Below are 19,421 nucleotides of genomic sequence, written 5' to 3' on the forward strand. Positions count from 1 at the left end.
CCTGCTTAGCGTCCGCCTGGCAGCTGACCCAGGAAGCTGACGGTGGCGGCGGCGACCTGCTGCTGGGCGGCGCTGCGGCTGATGCCGGGCTGGCCGTCGCCCGGTTGTGCGCCGTAGTCACCGAAGAACGCGTGCACTCCGCCCTGGACGGCGGCGAACTCCGTGTCCGGGGGCAGGAGTTCCCGGGAGGCCTGGATCTTGTCCGGCGTGCTGAGACCGTCCTTGGTCCCGGAGACGGACAGGACGGAGAGGCCGGGCCGTCCCCGCAGCGATTCCACCGGGTAGGAGGCGTACAGGACCAGGCCATTAATGTCGGTGTTCGCCAGGGCGAATGACGATGCGGACACCCCGCCCAGGGAGTGGCCGCCCACCGCCCACGTGGTGATGTCCGGGTTGTCCTCGATGGCGCTGCGGGCCTGGTTGCCGTCCAGCAGGCTCAGCCCGAGCGGCTCCTTCAGGATGACCACCCGGTACCCGGCGCCCACCACGGGGCCCAGGATGTCCTGGTAGGCCCGGGCGTCCACGCGTGCGCCCGGGTAGAAGACCAGTCCTTTGGTGGCGTTTGCTGCGTCGGGTGACATGGTGATGGCGGTACTGGTTTCGGTGACAGTGAGGTCCGATGCCGGCCCGGCCTCCGCCGTTGGGCCCGGCTGGTAGGCGAAGGGGCTGAGCCAGGCCAGCCCGGCGGCGAGCGCCAGGACGGCAACCCTGCCGGCCCACGCCGCGACGGCCCGGACGCGGGAGCGGGGCCGGGGGACATCGCGGCGGCGCCAGAGCAGAGCTGCCCAGCCGGCACCGGCGGCAGCCGCTGCCAGCAGGATGCCCGGCAGCAGCGGGTGGCCGCCCAGGACAGCCGAGTTCCCTGCCAGCATCCACAGCGCAACGCCGGTCAGGGCGGCGGCGCACCCTGCCGATGCCCAGAAAAGGGCCGTCCGTTTCCTGGGCAGCGCGCTGGCTTGGCCGGCAGGTGAGGTCTCCATGGTTCCTGATCCTTCCATCCGGCGGCAGGATTTCAATGCCGGGCTGGCCTACGCTGGCCGTATGCCCGAAAAGTTCCGGTACGACGTCGAGATCCTGCACCTGCTGGTATCCCCCGCGCACGCTTACTTTGGCCGGGCCCGGGACGGTGCCGCCAGCGTTCCCACCACTGATGCTCCGCAGGCCGAGGTGGTGGCCGGCAAGGGCATCGTGGGCGACCGCTTCTTCGGCAAGGCCGCCCACATGGATGCTGCGGTGACCCTGTTCGCCGTCGAATCCCTCGAAGCCATCGCCGCCGAGTTGGGCACGGCGCCGTTCGATCCGCTGCTGACCCGCCGGAACGTGGTGCTGCGCGGAGCCCAGCTGGTGCCGTTGCTGGGGCAGGACTTCGTGCTGGAATCCGGCGGCTCCTCGGTGACCCTGCACGGCGGCCGGCACGCCCAGCCCTGCGCCTGGATGAACGAAATGCTCGCCCCCGGCGCCCATCCGGCCATGCGCGGCCGTGGCGGCATCCGCTGCCGGGCCGTCTCCAGTGGATTTTTGCACCAGGGTCCTGCCGTGCTGGTCAGCCCGGTGCCGCTGGACCCTGCCCGGGCAGGCGAGGCGAGCGTCCTCCGTCCGTCCCGCCTGCCGTAGCAGGCCCCGCCCTGCAAGACGTAAGACGGACGACGGCGTCACGCACGGCACGCTTTCGGCCCACCTTGGGCGGGGAAGCCCCGGAAATCCTGGCTTCCGCCGTCGTGCGCTGCCTGAAAGCATGCCTGGCGCGACGCCTGCCGCGCCCTACCTTTCCGGTGGATCGACTTGTAGCTCAGGTAGGCGTTGAGGCCCTCGATCCCGTACTCGGTGCCCAGCCCGGAGTCGTGCCGGCCGCCGAACGGGGCGGAGTGGTTGGAGGCGAAGAAGTTCAGTCCCACCGAGCCCGTGTCCATGCGGTCCGCCACGGCGAGCGCGGCGTCCTCGTCCCGGCCGAACACCAGGCCGCCCAGGCCGAATTCAGTGTTGTTCGCCAGCGCCACTGCCTCCTCGACACTGCCGCCGGCGTCGTTGTATTTGAGGATGGTGATCACCGGCCCGAAGATCTCTTCGCGGGCGATCCGCATGTCCGGGGTGACGTCGGCGAACACAGTTGGCTCCACAAAGTAGCCGTTCTCCAACCCTCCGGTCAGCGACGCAGCGCGCCCTCCGGTGGTGGCGCGGGCGCCTTCAGCCAGCCCGGACTCGACGTACTCCATGACGGTCCGGTACTGCGGTTCGGTGGCGCAGGGGCCAAACACCGTCTCGGGATCCAGCGGATCACCCTGTTTCCCGGCGGCGATGGTGGCAGTAACCATGTCCACCACTTCGTCGTAGCGGCTGGCCGGGGCCAGAATGCGCGTGGAGATGTAGCAGGTCTGCCCGGTGTTGCGCATGGAGGACTTGATCAGCACCCGGGACATGGCGTCCAGGTCCGCGTCCGGCAGGACGATGGCGCTGGACTTGCCGCCCAGTTCCAGCGTGACAGGGCGCAGCAGCTCGCCGCAGGCCGCGGCGATCTTGCGGCCCACCGGCGTCGAACCCGTGAACGCTACCTTGGCCACTCCGGGGTGCTTGACCAGCACGTCACCCAGGCGGCCGGAGCCGGTGACCAGGTTGACGACGCCGGCCGGGACGCCTGCTGCGGCAATGGCGTCGATGATCACGCGGATGGACAGCGGGGTGGGGGACGCGGGTTTGATCACCACGGTGCAGCCGGCCAGCAGCGCCGGCGCCAGCTTGATCATCACCAGGTTGATGGGGAAGTTCCACGGGGCGATCAGGGCGCAGACGCCCAGGGGATCGCGCCGCACCACCGATTCGCCGCCGCCACGGGGGAAGGGCCGGACGTCCTCCTGTTCCAGGTATCCGGCCAGGGTGGCGAAATAGCGGAGGATCCCGGCGGCGTTGGCGGCAGCACCGGACGATTCGGCCACCGGCGATCCGTTCTCCCGCGAGTTGGTCAGGGAGAGTTCGTCAGCGCGCTTCTCCACTTCGTCGGCGATCCGGAGCAGGTAGGCGGCCCGCCCGGACGGTGCCAGCCGGGGCCATTTGCCAGCGAACGCTTTTTGGGCGGAGCCGACGGCGGCATCCACGTCCTCCGGGGTGCCGTCCGGGACCGAGCCCCAGATTTCGCCGGTGGCGGGGTCGGTGACCGGGTTCCGGCCGGTGCCCCGGGACCGCTGCCAGGCGCCGTCGAAGTAGATGGTGTCCACGTGGGTGTGCGGCAGGGCAAGGCCGGACCGTGTGGCCAGGGCCGGTGCGTCATGCGTGGCGGAGGTCATCGGATCACCGCCGTCTTCAGCAGGGCGTTGGACCGGCAGAGGTCCGCGGTGGCCATCTCCAGGGCAGCCTCAGTGATGAGTTCCGGGATGATTTCGGCGGCCAGCCGGTCCGTGTAGGTGGCGGGGTCCATCCCGAACCAGGATGAGGCCAGGGCGATGCCGGCGTGGTCGAACCGCCACAGCCTGTCGGCGTCACGCATCAGCGCGTCCTCCAGTGAGCGGGCCACGGGCCGGGTGTCGTGGCCGTCGATGATCGCACAGACCTGGTCCACGAAGCCGGGGGCGTAGCCCAGTCCGGGGAGGACCCGTCGGGCCACGTCGCAGCCCTGCTTCTCGTGCTCATAGCGGATGGTGGCCTTGCGCCAGTCCCCCGTGAACCCTTCCGAGAGGATCCGGGACTCATCCACGTGGGCCCAGCCGGTGTCGTGCAGCAGCGTTGCCACCCGGACCAGTTCGGCGTCCGCGTCCGGGTAGGCCCGGCACAGCCGTTCGGCGAAGGCAAGGGAGATGGGCAGGTGGATGTCGTTGCCGCGGGTCCTGGTTTCGTGGACCACTGCTTTCCAGAGCGCGTCGAGCGAGTCCAGGGCCGCGGGGGTGCCCGTGATGGGGGTGGTATCCACGGGTCCCGGGGCGGGAATGGGCCGGACGCTGTACTCAGCGGCAAAGGCATCGGCCAGGGCGTCGCCCGTGTCCGGTGCGGTGCCGGGGGCGCTGCCGGCGGCGGTGCCGGGCTCCGCCGGGGCAAACGGCGTCTTGGGGGTGCTCATAATGCTCCTTCGGGTTGGCCGGCCTCGCGGCTAGCTGTCCGTAGTGATGGTCTTGAGTTGGGTGCCGGGGTCTGCGGCGGCATCGGCGGGAATGTTGAGGCCCTTGGCGAGCGCGTTCTTGACGGCCATGAAGTCGAGTGGTGCGTTGACGCAGTCCGCGGCGATGATGCGGCCCTGGCGGTAGTAGAGGACGCTGAATTTTCCGCGTTCCTGGTCGTTCCGGACCACGGTTTGGTCGTAGCCGTTGCACAGGCCGGCGATCTGCAGCTTGAGGTCCGCCTGGTTGGACCAGAACCACGGGATGCCGGCGTATTCCTCGCGCCGTCCGGTCAGCGAATAGGCGGCCACCTTGGCGTGCTCGATGGCGTTGTTGACGCTTTCCAGCCGGATCCGTTCCCCGGGCTCGGAGCCGGGAACGGGGTTGGGCATGTTGGCGACGTCCCCCACGGCCACCGTGGTGCCGTCGGAGGCCAGCGCGAACCGGTCCACCACCACGCCGTTGTCCACGGCCAGGCCCAGCTGTTCTGCCAGCTGCGTGTTGGGAATGACGCCGATGCCGATCAGGACGATCTGTGCCGGCAGTACCGTCCCGTCCTGGAGTTCGACGGCGGCAACCCGGGTGCCGCCGTCGTCAGCGGTGAAGCGCGCCGCACTGGTGTTGAGGCGGATATCCAGGCCGCGGGACCGGTGGGCCTGCAGGAAGTATTCGGCGGTCTCCTCCCCTACGGCCCTGCCGACCAGCCGCGGCCCGAACTCGAGCACGGTGACATTTTTACCCATTTTCTGCAGGCTGGACGCGGCCTCCAGGCCGATGAACCCGCCGCCGATCACCACCACATCCGTGGCGTCGCCCACTCTTGCCTTCAGTGCCAGGGCGTCGTCGGCATTGCGGAGGTAGAGCACGCCGTCCAGGCCGTTGCCGTCAATCTCCAGCTTCCGGGCACGGGCGCCGACGGTGAGGGCCAGCCGCTTGAACGGGAACTCCCGGCCCGAGGACGCATGCGCCACCCCGGAACCGTCCGCGTCCTTGTCGATCCGGACGATGTATTCGCCCTTGACCAGGTCCACGTTGTGCTCGGCCCAGTAGTCGTTGGACCGGAAGATGAGGGATTCGCTTTCCACGGTGCCCTGCAGGAACTCCTTGGACAGCGCCGGCCGCTGGTACGGGCGGTGGTCCTCGTCCCCCAGCAGGGTGATGTGTTCGTCGAAGCCCAGCGCCCGGAGCGATACCGCCAACTGCACGCCGGACTGGCTGGCGCCGATGATCAGGAGCCCGGTCCTGGTGGGAACCGTGGCCGTTCCGGCTTCCTGCTGTACTGCCTGCGTTCCCATGGCTACACCTGGGTTTCGGGGGTGGTGACGAAGAGTTCCAGCTCCTCCGTCAGGCGGAGCTGACAGGACAGCCGGGAGTTGTCCTCACGGTCCACGGCAGTGCCATAGAGCATTTCATCCTCCATGTCCTCCATGGCGGGCAGCTGCGAGGCGCAGTCCTCGCGGACGAAGACGTGGCAGGTGGCGCAGGACAGCGAACCGCCGCACTCGGCCACGATGCCGGGAACGCCGTTGCGCACCGCGGTTTCCATGACCGAATCGCCTGCATTGCCTTCGACGTCCCGGACGGTGCCTTCTGCGTCGGTGAAGTGAACCGTTGGCATTGTGGTCCTCCTTGCTTGAAGTTGGTTGGATGGGGGCGGGGGTGGCCGGTCAGATGAACTGCCGGCCGCCGTCCACCACCATGGTCTGGCCGGTGTAGTAAGAGCTGTCAGGCCCGGCGAGGAACAGGGCGGCGCCCACAATGTCCTCGGGCTGGCTGGCGCGTTTGATGGCGCCGCGGTCCACGCCGTAGTTCTCGGCGTTTTCCATCAGTCCGTAGCTGGCCTCGGTGAGCGTGAAGCCGGGGGCGATCGCGTTCACCGTGATCCCCCGCCGACCCAGTTCCTTGGCCATGACCCGGGTGAGTGCCACCACGCCGCCCTTGGAGGCGACGTAGTGCGCCCATTGCTCGGAGCCGCTGAAGATCGTGGCGCTGGAAAGGTTGATGACGCGTCCGCCTTCCCCCAGGTAGGGGCTCGCGGCACGGGTCACCAGCCAGGGTCCCTTGAGGTTGACGTTCATCACCAGGTCCCATTCGGCCGGATTGATGTCCTCGAAGCGGCTGCGGGTCACCCCCGCGTACACCGCCGCGTTGTTGAGGACGACGTCGATGCGGCCGTTGCCGAACTCCACGCAGCTTGCGGCTAGCTGCTCCGTGGAGTCGACGTCGGTCACGTCGGCGGCGAAGGCAGCGGCGTGGGCGCCCGCTTCACGGACCAGCTTGGCGGTCTGTTCGGCACCCTCGAGATTGATGTCCGCCACCGCCACCCGGTATCCACGGCCGGCAAAACCGAGCGCGAACGCCCTGCCCAGCCCGCCCGCGGCGCCGGTGATAAGGACCGTCTTTTCGTTCATGCCTTCAGCGGAATATTCGCCTGAGGGCATGTCCCGTTCAGACATGGCTGTGGCTGTGGGCGCCGGGTCCGGCAACCACGAGGTCGTCCTCGGCGTCCAGGATCTGGACCGTGCCCTTGGTGCCGTCCACACGCAGCCGCTGGCCGGTCTTGATGGTGGTGGATCCGGAGCCCGTGCCGGTGACGGCAGGCAGGCCGTATTCGCGGCACACGATCGCGGCGTGGCTCATCATGCCGCCGATGTCCGTGACCGTGGCGCTGATCTTGCCGAAGATGGGACCCCAGGAGGGAGCCGTCACCGTGGCCACCAGGATTTCGCCCTGCTGCACCTCGGAGAGCTGGTCGGCGTCGGTGACCACGCGGGCCAGGCCTTCCACCACGCCGGGTGAGGCGGCCATGCCGCGCAGTCCGCCGCCTTCCACTTCTTCACCGGCTCCCAGCCACTGCTGGACCTGTTCGGTGGTGATGCCCCAGAGCATCCGGGTGAAGGGTTCGGTGATGGATGCCGGCGGGGTGTTCAGGGCCGGCGCGGGGCGGGCGGTCTTGAGGGCGTCCACGATGCCGCGGCGGCGTTCGATCTCTTCGGGCCAGTAGTCGGGGCCGATGGGCTTGGCACCCACGCCCCACCCGGTGACCAGGTCGAAGAGGGCGTCGCGGACCTCGTTGCGGCCCAGGTAGAGCAGGTCGTCCGGCTGGGTCCAGAAGCCCTCGGCATGCATCATGCGGGAGAGTTCGCGGATCTTGCGCCAGAAGACGCCCATGGTCCAGTGTTCGATGTAGAAGTTGTGGTTCTCCACGTAGGGGTAGGCGGTGGCAGCGAGGCCGCGCTTGGCGTCGAAGACTGCCTGGTTCTCGCCTTCAAGGAGGTCACGGTATTCCTCGATGATGCGGTCGCGTTCGGCGATGAGGGCCTCGACGGGACGCATAATCTCCTGGCCCTCGTCCACGCGCCGGATGTAGTCGGCGATGTAGCCCAGCGGGATTTCCTGGTTCACGTTCCAGTACTTGTCGTGGCCGTAGAAGCCGTTGCCCACGGTGAAGTTGAACCACGGGTCCTTGGCACCTTCGTACTGGGCCAGCCAGCGGTCCCCGCCCGGGGCGGCGGCGATGGCACCCAAAGTAGCCTCGACGTCGTCCGTGTTTCCAAAGTGGGGCTGGAGGCCCAGTTCGACGGCAAGCTTGGCGAGCTGCTTGAGCTCGTCATCGGGGCGGAACAGTTCCATGTCCACGCCCTGGACCATGCTGGCGATCGACTGGTCCGGGATGTTCGGGAAGACCTGCTTGCAGAAGTTGAAGAAGTCCAGGTAGGCGATGTAGCCCAGGTTCAGGAACTCGAAGTGGTACTGCCAGTTCTGGTAGGCCAGCTGGATGAGGCGGTCGTAGCTTTCCAGGAGCTTCTCGGAGCCGTCCTTGCCCTTGCCGGAGGTGATGTCCTCCATGGGGACCATGGCCGGCAGCTTGGGGAAGGAAATGGTCTCCATCTCGGCGATGGTGCCCTTGACCTTGACGTGCCATTCCTTGAGCAGCTGCTCCCAGTTCTGGAAGTAGTGGCCGACGCGCTGCTCGAACAGCGGCACACGGGCGGCAATCTGATCCTCCGGGACGGGAATGGGGGACATGTAGAGGTACCCCAGGTGGATGCGGAACTCGATGCCGTTGGCGTTGGGGATCATCAGGTGCCGGGCGTTGTACTGGCCCAGGCACTTGACCGCGAATTCGCCGCCGATGGTCTCGAAGGGCTTGAACACGGTGGGCCAGTGCTGGCTGTCGCAGAACCAGAACTTGGCGTCCTCCTGCTCCTTGAGCTTGTCCTGGAACACCAGGTAGTAGGGGTAGATCTTTTCCCAGCCTTCGGCCCCGGCGGGAACCGGCAGCTCGGAGGGCTTGGGGAACGACTTCATGGACATGGCGGTCCTTTCAGGAGGGCTCGGCGGTGAGCCTTGGTGGGGGTGAAGCCTCGGATGGGGGTCAGGCAGTCGGCTTGAGCGCGGGGGTGCTCAGTCCGCTGAAGTAGCCGCCCGTGACGACCGGTTGGGGCGCGGTCACCGGTGCGGGCTTGGAGGAGTGGACCGTTTCCGGCCGGGACTGCAGGAGGAGCAGGTTTTCGCCGTCCGGGAGGTCGGCGTCGAGGGCCCACTCAATGTCTTGCGGGCACTTGTAGTGCTTCTCGGCCCGCTTGGCCATCTGGGCGACGGCGGTGAGCTCGGCGTCGGTGAGGCTGCGGCGGCCCCGGCGTTCGTCGTCGACCTCGCGTTCAACCAGCCCTTTGGCACCGGCGTCCGGGACCAGCTCGGCGTGCTTGTCGCCCAGGTGCTCACTGACGACGGCGAGGGTCACCTTGTCCAGCACGATGTTGTCCGGGGTGACCTGGCCGGAGACCACCATCTCGCCCACGCCGTAGGAGGAATCGATGGTGATCTTGGACCGGTCGCCGTTGGTGGGGTCCATGGTGATGGCCACGCCGGAGACCTTGGAGTTGACCATCTTCTGCACCACTACGGCCATCGACAGGCCTTCGTTGGGGATGCTGTTCTTGAGCCGGTAGATGATGGCGCGGGAGGTGTAGAGCGACGCCCAGCACTGGCGGATGTGGTCGGTGACTGCCTTTACGCCATCCAGCCAAAGGTAGGTGTCCTGTTGGCCGGCGAAGGAAGCGTCCGGCAGGTCCTCGGCGGTGGCGCTGGAGCGCACTGCCACCGGGACGGGGGCGTCGAAGCGGGCCATCAGCGATTCATAAGCGGCAATGGTCATACTGCGCAGGGCCTCCGGTACCGGGCGGGAGCAAATGTCCTCGCGGATGGCTGCGGACACCTGGTCCACCTGCCGCGTGTCCTCCGGGTCGAGGCCGGCGAGCAGTTCGTGGATTTTCGCCGTGATGCCGGCTTCGTCCATGAAGGCATCGAACTGCGCGGTGGTGACGACGAATCCGGGCGGAACGGGCATGCCGGCGGACGTCATGGTGACCAGGGACGCGCCCTTGCCGCCGAGGTTTTCAAGCTTCGGCTCAATGCCGCCGTCGAAGAACTGGACATAGTCATTGCTGTGCATGGTGCTTAGGCCTTCCAGGTGACAGGAACGGTCTCGGGAACACGGAAGGAGAGGTTTTCGCGGAAGGCGATGTCCTCCGGGGCGTCGAGCTGCAGCCTGGGGGCGAGCCGGGCCACTTCCTCGAGCGCGATTTTTGCCTGGAGCTTGGCGAGCATGTTGCCCAGGCAGTAGTGGATGCCAAATCCGAAGGAAAGGTGCTCGCGGGCATTGGGCCGGGTGATGTCGAAGTCCTCGCCGGCGGTGAACTTGGTTTCATCGCGGTTGGCCGAGCCCATCAGGAGCAGCAACTGCGAGCCCTTCTCGATGGGAACGCCGCCCACCTCGGTGTCTTTCAGGGCCTTGCGGCGCCATCCGACGATGGAGCCTGCGTAGCGGAGGACCTCGTCGATCGCGGCGGGGATCTTCTTAGGATCGTCCACCAGCTGCTGCCACTGCTCCGGTCGCGCCAGGAGCTCGCGCAGGGCGTTGGAGATGAGGGTGGTGGTGGTCTCGTGGCCGGCGAAGAGCAGGCTGTACAGGACCGAGGCAATCTCGTGGTCCGAGATCTCGGCGCCGTCCTGCTGGGCCTTGACCAGGTCTGCGGTGAGGTTGTCGCCGCCCTGTTCGTGGGCCACCCGGACCAGGCGCAGGCATTCCTGCCAGTACTCCACCAGGTTGTGGGCATGCGGGATCTGCTGTTCGTCGCTGAGGTCGCCCCAGGTCATGGCGGCCCGGGAGTCCGACCAGCGCTTGAACGTGTCCACCTGGGAAACGTCGGCCCCGATCAGGGTGAGGATGGTGATCGTGGGAACGTCGTAGGCCAGGTCCTTGACCAGGTCCCCGCGGCGCTCTTCACGGGAAAGCATCTTTTCGAGCAGGTCCACCACGTTCTGCCGGATGAACGGTTCCAGGGCCTTGTACCGGCGGGGCGTGAAGGCCTTCTGCACCACGGCGCGGATGCGGGTGTGCTCCGGCGGACGGCGGGCGGACAGGCCGGAGTAGGCGGTGAACCCGCCGTCCTCCATGATCTTTTTCGCGGCGGGTCCCCGCTCCCGGACCGGGGCCTGTGCGTTCTCGCTGGAGAACGTTTCCCAGTCCTCGAAGACGGCTTTGATGTCGTCGTAGCGGGAGACGACGTAGAGGCCGATACGCTCATCGAACATCACGGGCTGCTCGGCCCGGAGTTCTGCGTAGGCGGTGAAGGGATCCTTCATCTGGAAGGGTTCGTAGCCGTGGTGCCCGGCGGGGGCTTCGGCGCCGTACCCGAAAGGACAGCGGCCAGCCGTTTCTGTCGACGATGACATGGTGACTCCTGGTGACTTTGGCTCCGTCCGGCGCCTCAGGGCGGCGGGGGGTTCTTAGTGACCAGTGTGGTCCACATCACCGGGCAGGGACAGCGCGGGCTTCCACTGGACGGAAACGAATGGCCTCAGCCGCGAGGTCCTTTGTGGACGCCGATCAGTGTCTCCAGGGGGATGCGTGCTGTGGCCTTTTCGATCTGGGCCGATATGCCCTTGAGGACGGGAAGGTACCTGGTCATGGTGGACGCCTGGGCGGTGGGCAGCACCAGGCCGATGGCGGCGCCAATCCGGCCTGTATGGAACACCGGGACCGCGATGGAGCATGAGCCAAGCCGCACTTCCTCGAGGGTGGTGGCGTAGCCCTGCGCGTGGATGTCCGCCAGCTCGGCGGTGAATTTCTGCGGGTCGATGTGGGTGTGGGCGGTGGCGCGTTCCAGGTCCCGGTGCAGGTAGGCGTCGCGCACCCAGTCGTCTTCGAACGCCAGGATGACTTTCCCGACGGCGGTGGCGTGCATGGGCAGGCGGCCGCCCACCCGGGATGCGCGGGGCACGCGCTTGGAGCCGTAAACGCGGTCGATGTAAAGGACCTCATTGCCGGCCCGGATGGCCAGGTGTGCCGTCTCGCCGGTCAGCGAGAACAGGTCCTGGATGTAGGGATGGGCGGCATCTCGCAGCTGGCGGCCGGTGTTCTGCGCCAGCTCCCACAGCCGGATGCCCAGCTGATAGCGGCCGTTCGGTTCCCGCGACAGGAATCCCCAGTCGGTCAGTTCGTTCACCAGGCGGTGCGCGGTGCTGAGCGGCAGCCCGGATTTGTCCGCGATGTCGGTCAGGCTCAGGGCGCCGCGGGAGGTCTCGAAGGCTTCCAGGATGGACAGCACTTTGGACGTCACGGTGCGTCCGGGGTCGCGGCTGCCGCCGGCCATGGGGGCCTCCTCGCTCCTGGCGCTGGGCCCAGGGTGCCGGCAGCGTCCGGAAAGAGTCTAAGCGCGGGAACGGCTCCGGGCCGCGCCGGTTTCCAGTTCAGCCAAGCAGGCGTTGCCGCTGCGGCCAGAGGGTGACCGATTCCAGTGCCGACAGTGCCCGCGCCATTGCCTGGGCCTCTGCGGTGAACAGGTGGCCGTGCACGCGCTGCGAGCAGAGCCGCAGGGCCTGTCCGCGGTCCAGCCCGAACCAGTCCATGACGGTGTCGATCCCGTGCGGGCTGAGGCGCCAGGTCTTGTCCGCGTCCTTGACGATGGCGTCCTCGATGGAGAGGGCCTCCCGCCGGGAATCGTGGCCGTCGATGATGTTCAGGATGGCGGGGATCCTGGTGCGGTCGTAACGGCACTCCGCGAGGATGTCCGCGGCCAGGCGCGCCCCCTCCTTTTCGTGCAGCAGCACCAGGTCCGGCCTGCCGCCGCCCGGTGCAATGGCGGCCAGGACGTCGCCGGGCGGGACCTGTGACCAGCCGATGTCGTGCAGCAGGATGGCGGGGAGCACGACGGCGGCGTCCGCGTCCGGGTGGGCGTCCAGCAGGGCGCGGGCCAGGCCGAAGGCGTACAGGGTATGGGCGTCGTTGTCCCGGATCGTCAAGTACGGCGCAGCGAGTTCCCAGATCCCGGCCAGCGCCGGTTCCAGCGCGATGACCCCGGCGGGGTTCGGCTCGATCCCGGAGGCAACAGCGTCGGCGTCGAGGCCTGAATGGTTGGCGGCGGGCTGCAGCTTCGTCATTCACACAGCCTGCCCGGCAACCGGCCCACGGGCAACGGGTGGCTTCTGTCCAGTGGAACCGGGTGTTGTGGCGGCCGACGGCGTCACGCCCGGCACGCTTTCGGCCCACCATAGGCGGGGAAGCCCCGGAAACCCGGGATCCCGCCGTCGTGCGTTGCCTGAAAGCATGCCCGGCGTGACGCGGCGCGGCCTCAGCTCACACGATGGCGGTGGCGTTGGCCGGGGAGCCGGTGCCGCCGGTGATGTTCAGCGGCTTGATGGTGATGAACGCGTCCCACCTGCCCGTGCTGCGCATGTGCCGAGCCAGCGGGCCGAGCCGCCACAGCTCGCCCAGGGGCAGGCCAAGCTTGGCCAGGAGCTGCTGGTGCATCATGCCGTGGTCGTTGAACGCGGACTCCCGGTAGGGGCTTCCCGGGACCGCGGGGAGGCACTCGAAGGCAAAGTTGTCGGCGGCAATCACGGCAAACCGGCTGTCCCACGCCCAGGCCACGAACTCCTGCGACTGCGCCACGCCCGTTGCCTTCCGGCTCTCACGGAGCCGCTGCTTCTCCCCCGGATCCAGCGCGAGGAACCATTCGCACCACCCGGTGTGGAGCATGAGGATGTCGCCGGGACGGGTGGCCAGGGACTGGGACTCCAGGGCCGCATGGAGCAGGTCAAGGCCCAAAGGTTCCCCGGCTGCGTGGTCTATGGGCTGGCCCAGGCCGTTCCGGAATCCGTCGAGGTCCACCAGGATGCCCCGGCCAGTGATGGGGTGTTCGGCCCATTCCTGGATCCCCAGGTCCCGGGTGCCTTCGGTGATCCGGTGGTCCGGGACGCCGTTGTAGAACCCCACGTCATCGGCCCGGCGGTGCCGGAGCCCGTCAATCTGGGTCGATCCCTGGAGGAAGTACCCGTCCAGATAGTCGTCCCGGTGGGCCGGATGGGAGGAGTACATGGTGTGCCGGGGCGCACCGCGTTTGAGCGACATGCCCGGATCAAAGGCGTCAGCGGGATAGTCCAACCCGAACACGGTGCCGGTCCGGATGCTGTTCCTGGCTTCCAGGACGGCCGCGGGGGTGATGAAGGACGGTGTACCCCTGTCCGGGGCCGGAAAGAGGCCCCAGGATGTTCCCGCCAGGTTGCCCTCCCTCGCCAGGAGTTCCGCGAAGGTGGGAAATGGTTTGTGGGCAGTCATCGGCTGGTTGCTTCCTGTTTCTCCCCGGCCTCTTTCCGGGGCTGCCCGTAGCTGAGCAGGAAGCCTGCCACCGCGCACGCCGATGCGGCAATGCAGAGGGGCGGTTTGATGACGTTGTTGAAGAACTCGAGCCAGCCGTTTTGCCCGGCCACAAGGCCCGCGGCCTGCCCGGCCACGAACAGGACGCCGCCGATGAGGAGGACTGCGAGGGTGAGGGTGAAGACGGTTCCGGTGATCCTGCGGGATGTGTTCATGGTGGTTCCTTAGATCGGCAGGACGCCGAGGATGATCAGCACGCCGATGACCAGCAGGGGCAGCGCATAGTGGGTGAGCAGGCGGGCGAAGGTCTTGATGGGGTTGACGTCCGCGATGCCGCAGGCAACATAGAGCGGTGCCCCGCCGGGCGGGACCGCGGCCTCGCAGGAGGAGAACACCAGGACAGCCACGGCCGCGGTGGTGGCCGGAACACCGGCCGCGACGAGGGCGGCGACGCCGACCGTTCCGACGGCGGCCATGGTGGCCGTGGCGGACAGCGGGGCCGCGACAGCGATGACGATCAGCCCGATCAGGATGGCGAGCAGCCAGAGGGGAAGGTTCATCCCGTTCAGCAGGGCGGTCATTTGCTTGGGAAGGCCGGTGGCGGCCAGAGCGTTGGCTCCGGCGAAGGCGAAGAGCACGGTGACGCCCACGATGCCGAACCGCGGAGCCGAGCCCTGCAGCAGGTTTCCCCAGTCGCGCCCGGTGCGGGGCAGCTGCTTCCTGCCCAACAGCGCACCGGTGATGAGGAGGACCACCGGGATCCAGACGATGACGCTGACGGACTTGCTGACGTCACCGCCGGTCCAGTCCGAGAGCGCCGGGGTGAGGAACCCGGAGGTGATGGCCAGGGGAATGGCGACGACGACGAACAGCAGGAGCGTGGCCCACCCCTGGCCGAAGGCGGCCCGGACAGACAGGCGGTGGGCGGCGTCGAGCGGCGCCATCCCGCTCTTCCTGATGAGCATCCAGGTGACGATGAGCCGGTGCAGGAAACACCACAGGCCGCCGAACAGCAGGGGAAGGACGAGGGCGTTGATGTCCAGCAGGGGCCCCACCGTGGCGGAACCGACCAGGACGAACATGGAGGCACTGAACGGAAAGGTGATGCCCATGCCGGCGTTCCCGGCCACGAGGGTTGCGGCAGCAGGCTTGTCGAGCCTGGACTTTTCCATCCAGGGAATGGTCACTGAGCCCACCGTCGCGGCGATGGCCGCCTGGTTGTGGACCACTCCGCCCAGGCCTGCGGAGGCTACCGTGGAGACCCAGGCCGGACCGCCCTTAACTCCGCCGATCAGCGAGTTCAGCAGGTCGATCAGCCGATCCAGCACGCCGCCCTTATCCAACAGGTAGCCCATGAAGACGAATGCCATGGTGGCGTAGACAATCTCGTCGGTCGCCGCCGAATAGAAGGCCGACCACCCAACCTGCGCCGCGGCGGCCCCGGTAAACGGCAGGACCACCAGGAAGCCCAGGATCATGGCCTCCCCCACGCTGCGCTTGATTGCAGTCGTCCAAAGCAGGATGACGGCAAGGTAGGCGCCCAGTGCCCAGATGCCGATCATGCTGCTGCTCCTGACGGTGGAATGCCGGTTGCTGTTGAAATCACGTATTTCCCGTTCCTGATTGTGCCCTGCTGCGCGGTCAGCGCAAGGCCGGCTCCGTGTCCTGCGTCATCCGGGCAAGGGCGGCGGCGGAGGCGGTGGTCATCTCGGCCGGGACGCCGAGGTCCGAGAGGTAGCTGGCGGTGTCCTGCATTTCCTTGGAGCGGCGGACGGCGTGCTTGGCGGTTCCGGTGAGGAACCTGTCAATGACAGCCTGGCCGTCGCCTGCCAGCTGGTTCGCGATCTGGCCCCGGATCCAGTCCTCCAGGCCGGCTGCCTTACCGGCCGTGACCGCTTCCACCACCACGGATGCCAGGCCCTTCATGAGGACGCTGCGCAGGAGTTTGTGGGCCATCGCCGATCCAGGCTCGCCCTCGGCGATTTCAACCTGCACGCCGAGGGGACGCAGCAGGCCGGCAACGGCCTGGGCGCCTGGACCGCTCACCATCAGCGGAGTCTTTTCCCCCAGCGCGGAGACCGGGCCAAGGATGGCGACGTCGGCAAAGCCGGCCTTGGTGGGCAGCTGTCCAAGTTCCTGCATGACGCCCGGGGAGGAGGATGTGAAGTCGGCATAGACACTGCCGGCGCCAAGGACCGGCAGGCACTCCTGCGCCACGCTGCGTGCCGCGGCAGCGCCGGTCATCACCAGGACGATGTCAGCCCCGGTACATGCTTCGGCCGCGGTGGCCACCCGAATCACGCCCTCCGGGGTGGTGGGGGCCACGGGATCGAACCCGGTGACCTGGTGGCCCGCAGCTGCGAGCGCTGCGGCATAGGTGGCTCCGGCTTCGCCGAGGCCAATGACGGTGCACGCTGTCATGGTTTGCTCTGTTCCTTCTGGGACGTTGTGGGGGTGGTGCGGTTCAGTTGCGGGCGGCGACGATTGCCTGGCGGCGGCCGGACTCGTCCGCGAACACCGCTTCGGCGGCTTCGGCGACGGCGGCGGCCTGCTCCCGTGGGACGACCACCACGCCGTCGGAGTCACCGACAATGACATCGCCTGGCAGGACGGGGACGCCGCCGAAGGCGACGGCGGTTCCCAGCCTGAAGGGGCCGTCCTTGTAGGGGCCGGCGGGCGAAGTGGCCCGCGCGAAGACCGGCATGCCGATCTCACCCAGCGCCTCGGCGTCGCGCGCTGCTCCGTCCAGCGCGAAGCCCGCGACGCCGAGGTTGATGGCGCGCTCCCCGATCAGTTCACCAAGGAGGGCGCGGGTTTCATCGGCGCCGCCGGCGACCACAATGACGTCTCCGGGACGGGCCAGCTGCAGGGCAGCGTGGATGCCCTTGTTGTCGCCGGGACGGGTCCATACGGTGAACGCCGGTCCGGCCAGCTTCGCACCGGGCCACACGGCCTGGATGGCGGAGTCCGCGACGCCGAGCCGGTCCATGGCGTCACCGATATTGGCAGCGGGCAGCTTGGCGAGCCGGTCCACGATCCCCTGGTCGGGGCGGGCAAAGTCGGCGCTGGTGTCAATGGCTGGAGTTGTCATGGTCGGTTCCTTAGGGGCTGTGGGTCAGTCTTTTTTCTGGACCAGCGGAAGGACCTTCTTGAAGTCGTCTTCCTGGCCTGCCCAGAACTTCTGGTAGTCGGTGCCGTTGAGGTAGCTGGTCTGCAGGCCCAGGTCCTTCATCTTCTGCACCACGGCGGGGTCCTCGATGGCCTTCTCGATGGCGGCTTCGAGCTTCTTGGCAACGTCAGCAGGGAGCCCTGCGGGAGCGGAGTAGCCGCGGGCGGTCCCGGCGGTCAGGTCGTAGCCGGATTCCTTGAACGTGGGGATGTCCGGCAGCGAGGGGGCGCGGTCCCCGGACATGACGCCCAGCACCCGCGCCTTGCCCTGCTTGCTGAGGTCGTTCACGTCGCTCACGTTGGCCACCAGGACGTCTACGTGCTTACCCAGGAACGCGGTGGTGGCCTGCGAGGCCCCCTCCGAGAAGTGGACCGGTGCGAACTCCGAGCCGGTGCTCTCTTGGATCTGGGCCAGGGCGAAGTGTTCGCCGGTCTGGATGCCGGTGGTGCTGGCGGTGAGTGACTTCGGCTTGGCCTTGACCGCTTCCAGCAGCTCTTTCAGGGTCTGGTAGGGACTGTCCGGCTGGACGGCGATGACGGTGGGGTCGATCACCTGCCGGCCCAGTGGCTGGAAGCTGTCCCTGGTGTACTTCGCGCCGCGGGCCGGATCCAGGGGTGAGACCACCACCGAGGGGGATCCCGTGGCGCCGAGGGTGTAGCCGTCCGGCTTGGCGCTGGTCAGGGCGGTGTAGCCGATCTGGCCGCCGGCACCGGGCTTGTTGATGACCTCAACGTTGGTGCCGAGTTCCTTTTCGAGGACCGGCTGGATGAGCCTGGCGGCGGTGTCCACGGCGCCGCCCGAAGAGAAGGCGACGATCAGGTCGATTGACTTGCCTTTCTTGGGGAAGTCGCCGGCGGCTGCGGCGGAGTTGCTGGCTCCGGCGTTGGCGCCGCAGCCGGTGAGGGCGAGCAGGGACGCTGCTGCAACGGCTGCGAAGATCTTCTTGCGTGACATGGTTCTTCTCCTTTGAAGCGGTGCGGGAAATGTGGGTTGTGGTGGGGAATCAGGCTTCCGGGTCCTCCATGAGGGCCTTGGGTTTGCGGAGTTTGAGCAGGGGGCTGCAGATGATGAGCAGGCCAAGGCCGATCAGCACGGCGGAGATGGGACGGCTGGTGAAGACGGTGAAGTCGCCCTGGGATATTTCCAGGGATTCGCGCAGGGAGCGTTCCATCAGCGGCCCCAGCACCAGGGTGAGCACCATCGGGGCCAGCGGAATGTCGAGGTTCCGCAATGCCAGGCCAAGGAGGCCGAAGCCGATCATGACGTAGACATCGAAGACGCTGAAGTTGATGGTGTAGGCCCCGATGACCATGAACACGAGGATCACTGCGGTCAGGATCGGGGTGGGCACGCGGAGGATGGAGGTCCACAGGCCCACGAGCGGGACGTTCAGCAGCAGCAGCAGGACGTTTCCGATGAAGAGGCTGGCGATGATGGCCCAGGCGATCTCCGAATGTTCCGTGAACAGGCTGGGTCCCGGGGTGAGGCCCTGCTGCAGGAACGCGCCCATCAGCACGGCGATGGTGGGCGAGGCGGGGATGCCAAGGGTGAACAGCGGGATGAGGGCAGCGTTGGCGTGGGCATTGTTGGCGGTCTCCGGACCGGCGACGCCTTCGACGGCCCCCTTGCCGAGTTCATGGCGGAACCGGGAGAACCTCTTCTCCGTGGCGTAGGAAAGGAGCGAGGACACGGAGCCGGTCATGCCGGGAATGAGGCCCAGGCCGAAGCCGACGCCCGTGCCACGGGCCATGGCGGGTGCACTGCGGCGCCATTCGGTCCTGGATGGGAACAGCTGCCGGAAACCGGGGGCATGCACCACCGGGGTGGGCTCGTTCCGGCGGAAGGAGAGGATTTCGGAGAGCCCGAAGACGCCGACGATGACGGCGACGAAGCTGACCCCGTCCATCAGGTTGTCGATGCCAAAGGTGAAGCGCGGCGCTCCAGCCACGGGATCGATGCCCACCATGGAGATCAGCAGGCCCAGGGCGCCGGAGATCAGGGCCTTGACCATGGACTTTCCAGCCAATGCGACCAGCAGTGAGATGCCGACCACCATGAGCGCGAAGAATTCGGGCGGCCCGACCAGCAGGCCCATCTCGCCGAGCGGCCTGGCAGCGGCGACCAAGCCGACGGTGGCGATGGTGCCGCCGATGAAGGAGCCGACGGCGGCCAGCGTCAGCGCCGCTCCGGCCCTCCCCATCTTTGTCATGGCATAGCCGTCGATAGTGGTGATGGCTGAGGAGGCTTCGCCGGGAGTGTTCAGCAGGACACTGGTAATGGTTCCGCCGTACTGGGTGCCGTAGAAGATGGCACACAGCATGATGATGGACCCTGCGGGGTCGAGGTTGAGCGTCAGTGGGATGAGCAGTGCCACGCCCGCGACGGGTCCGACGCCGGGCAGGACGCCGATGATGGTGCCGAGCAGGCAGCCGAGGAAGGCAAACAGCAGGTTTTGCCAGGTCATGGCGGTGGCAAAGCCGCCAAGCAGTTCGTTGAGGGTTTCCAT

19 protein-coding genes are annotated in these 19,421 nt (G+C 67.6%); 1 reads left to right on the top strand and 18 read right to left on the bottom strand.

Annotation, left to right across the window (positions count from 1 at the left end; genetic code table 11):
- Positions 1-5 precede the first annotated feature (5 nt).
- A complete protein-coding gene (locus ACWRN3_RS16490; protein ID WP_324643684.1) occupies positions 6-980 on the bottom strand; it encodes an alpha/beta hydrolase in 975 nt (324 codons plus the stop codon).
- A 61-nt stretch (positions 981-1,041) separates the two neighbouring features.
- On the opposite strand from ACWRN3_RS16490, the gene ACWRN3_RS16495 reads away from it, so the two are divergent.
- Positions 1,042-1,614 carry an MOSC domain-containing protein gene (locus ACWRN3_RS16495; RefSeq protein WP_324645337.1) on the top strand — a complete coding sequence of 191 codons (573 nt, stop codon included), beginning with the start codon at positions 1,042-1,044 and terminating at the stop codon, positions 1,612-1,614.
- A 38-nt stretch (positions 1,615-1,652) separates the two neighbouring features.
- Here the strand turns inward: ACWRN3_RS16495 and ACWRN3_RS16500 are convergent, their stop codons facing one another.
- The 17 genes from ACWRN3_RS16500 to ACWRN3_RS16580 all read right to left on the bottom strand — a co-directional run bounded on the left by ACWRN3_RS16500 (position 1,653) and on the right by ACWRN3_RS16580 (position 19,421).
- Positions 1,653-3,278 carry an aldehyde dehydrogenase family protein gene (locus tag ACWRN3_RS16500; RefSeq protein WP_476741314.1) on the bottom strand — a complete coding sequence of 542 codons (1,626 nt, stop codon included), beginning with the start codon at positions 3,276-3,278 and terminating at the stop codon, positions 1,653-1,655.
- Positions 3,275-4,045 (bottom strand): HD domain-containing protein, encoded by a 771-nt coding sequence (locus tag ACWRN3_RS16505; protein WP_255173922.1) that lies wholly within the window; start codon positions 4,043-4,045, stop codon positions 3,275-3,277. Before ACWRN3_RS16505 ends, ACWRN3_RS16500 begins: the two co-directional genes overlap by 4 nt.
- Positions 4,046-4,075: 30 nt before the next feature.
- The gene (locus ACWRN3_RS16510; RefSeq protein WP_476741315.1) at positions 4,076-5,377 is read right to left on the bottom strand and encodes an NAD(P)/FAD-dependent oxidoreductase; all 1,302 of its coding nucleotides are present in this window, start codon (positions 5,375-5,377) and stop codon (positions 4,076-4,078) included.
- A gap of 2 nt (positions 5,378-5,379) precedes the next feature.
- Positions 5,380-5,700 carry a 2Fe-2S iron-sulfur cluster-binding protein gene (locus ACWRN3_RS16515; RefSeq protein ID WP_110542213.1) on the bottom strand — a complete coding sequence of 107 codons (321 nt, stop codon included), beginning with the start codon at positions 5,698-5,700 and terminating at the stop codon, positions 5,380-5,382.
- A gap of 49 nt (positions 5,701-5,749) precedes the next feature.
- Positions 5,750-6,493 (bottom strand): SDR family NAD(P)-dependent oxidoreductase, encoded by a 744-nt coding sequence (locus ACWRN3_RS16520; RefSeq protein WP_324643681.1) that lies wholly within the window; start codon positions 6,491-6,493, stop codon positions 5,750-5,752.
- Positions 6,494-6,530: 37 nt separating this feature from the next.
- Positions 6,531-8,393 (bottom strand): PEP-utilizing enzyme, encoded by a 1,863-nt coding sequence (locus tag ACWRN3_RS16525; RefSeq protein ID WP_476741316.1) that lies wholly within the window; start codon positions 8,391-8,393, stop codon positions 6,531-6,533.
- 67 nt (positions 8,394-8,460) lie between these two features.
- The gene (locus ACWRN3_RS16530) at positions 8,461-9,540 is read right to left on the bottom strand and encodes a PEP/pyruvate-binding domain-containing protein (protein ID WP_324643679.1); all 1,080 of its coding nucleotides are present in this window, start codon (positions 9,538-9,540) and stop codon (positions 8,461-8,463) included.
- Positions 9,541-9,545: 5 nt separating this feature from the next.
- The gene (locus tag ACWRN3_RS16535; RefSeq protein WP_476741317.1) at positions 9,546-10,823 is read right to left on the bottom strand and encodes a cytochrome P450; all 1,278 of its coding nucleotides are present in this window, start codon (positions 10,821-10,823) and stop codon (positions 9,546-9,548) included.
- Between the two features lie 125 nt (positions 10,824-10,948).
- Positions 10,949-11,743, bottom strand: a complete 795-nt coding sequence (locus ACWRN3_RS16540; RefSeq protein WP_324643678.1) for an IclR family transcriptional regulator — start codon at positions 11,741-11,743, stop codon at positions 10,949-10,951.
- Positions 11,744-11,840: 97 nt separating this feature from the next.
- A complete protein-coding gene (locus ACWRN3_RS16545) occupies positions 11,841-12,530 on the bottom strand; it encodes an HD domain-containing protein (RefSeq protein WP_324643677.1) in 690 nt (229 codons plus the stop codon).
- A 196-nt stretch (positions 12,531-12,726) separates the two neighbouring features.
- Entirely contained in the window at positions 12,727-13,707 is a 981-nt protein-coding gene (locus ACWRN3_RS16550; RefSeq protein ID WP_255173914.1) for a cyclase family protein, read from the bottom strand.
- The gene (locus ACWRN3_RS16555) at positions 13,704-13,961 is read right to left on the bottom strand and encodes a hypothetical protein (RefSeq protein ID WP_255173913.1); all 258 of its coding nucleotides are present in this window, start codon (positions 13,959-13,961) and stop codon (positions 13,704-13,706) included. Before ACWRN3_RS16555 ends, ACWRN3_RS16550 begins: the two co-directional genes overlap by 4 nt.
- Before the next feature lie 9 nt (positions 13,962-13,970).
- A complete protein-coding gene (locus ACWRN3_RS16560) occupies positions 13,971-15,308 on the bottom strand; it encodes a TRAP transporter large permease subunit (protein ID WP_255173912.1) in 1,338 nt (445 codons plus the stop codon).
- Positions 15,309-15,387: 79 nt separating this feature from the next.
- The gene (locus ACWRN3_RS16565) at positions 15,388-16,167 is read right to left on the bottom strand and encodes an NAD(P)-dependent oxidoreductase (RefSeq protein WP_255173911.1); all 780 of its coding nucleotides are present in this window, start codon (positions 16,165-16,167) and stop codon (positions 15,388-15,390) included.
- 43 nt (positions 16,168-16,210) lie between these two features.
- Positions 16,211-16,837: an RraA family protein gene (locus ACWRN3_RS16570; RefSeq protein ID WP_324643676.1), complete on the bottom strand. Its 627-nt coding sequence runs from the start codon at positions 16,835-16,837 to the stop codon at positions 16,211-16,213.
- A 24-nt stretch (positions 16,838-16,861) separates the two neighbouring features.
- On the bottom strand, positions 16,862-17,869 hold the full coding sequence (locus ACWRN3_RS16575) for a tripartite tricarboxylate transporter substrate binding protein (protein ID WP_255173909.1): 1,008 nt from the start codon (positions 17,867-17,869) through the stop codon (positions 16,862-16,864).
- A 49-nt stretch (positions 17,870-17,918) separates the two neighbouring features.
- Positions 17,919-19,421: a tripartite tricarboxylate transporter permease gene (locus tag ACWRN3_RS16580; protein WP_476741318.1), complete on the bottom strand. Its 1,503-nt coding sequence runs from the start codon at positions 19,419-19,421 to the stop codon at positions 17,919-17,921.

The organism is Pseudarthrobacter sp. rb, from assembly GCF_056389225.1.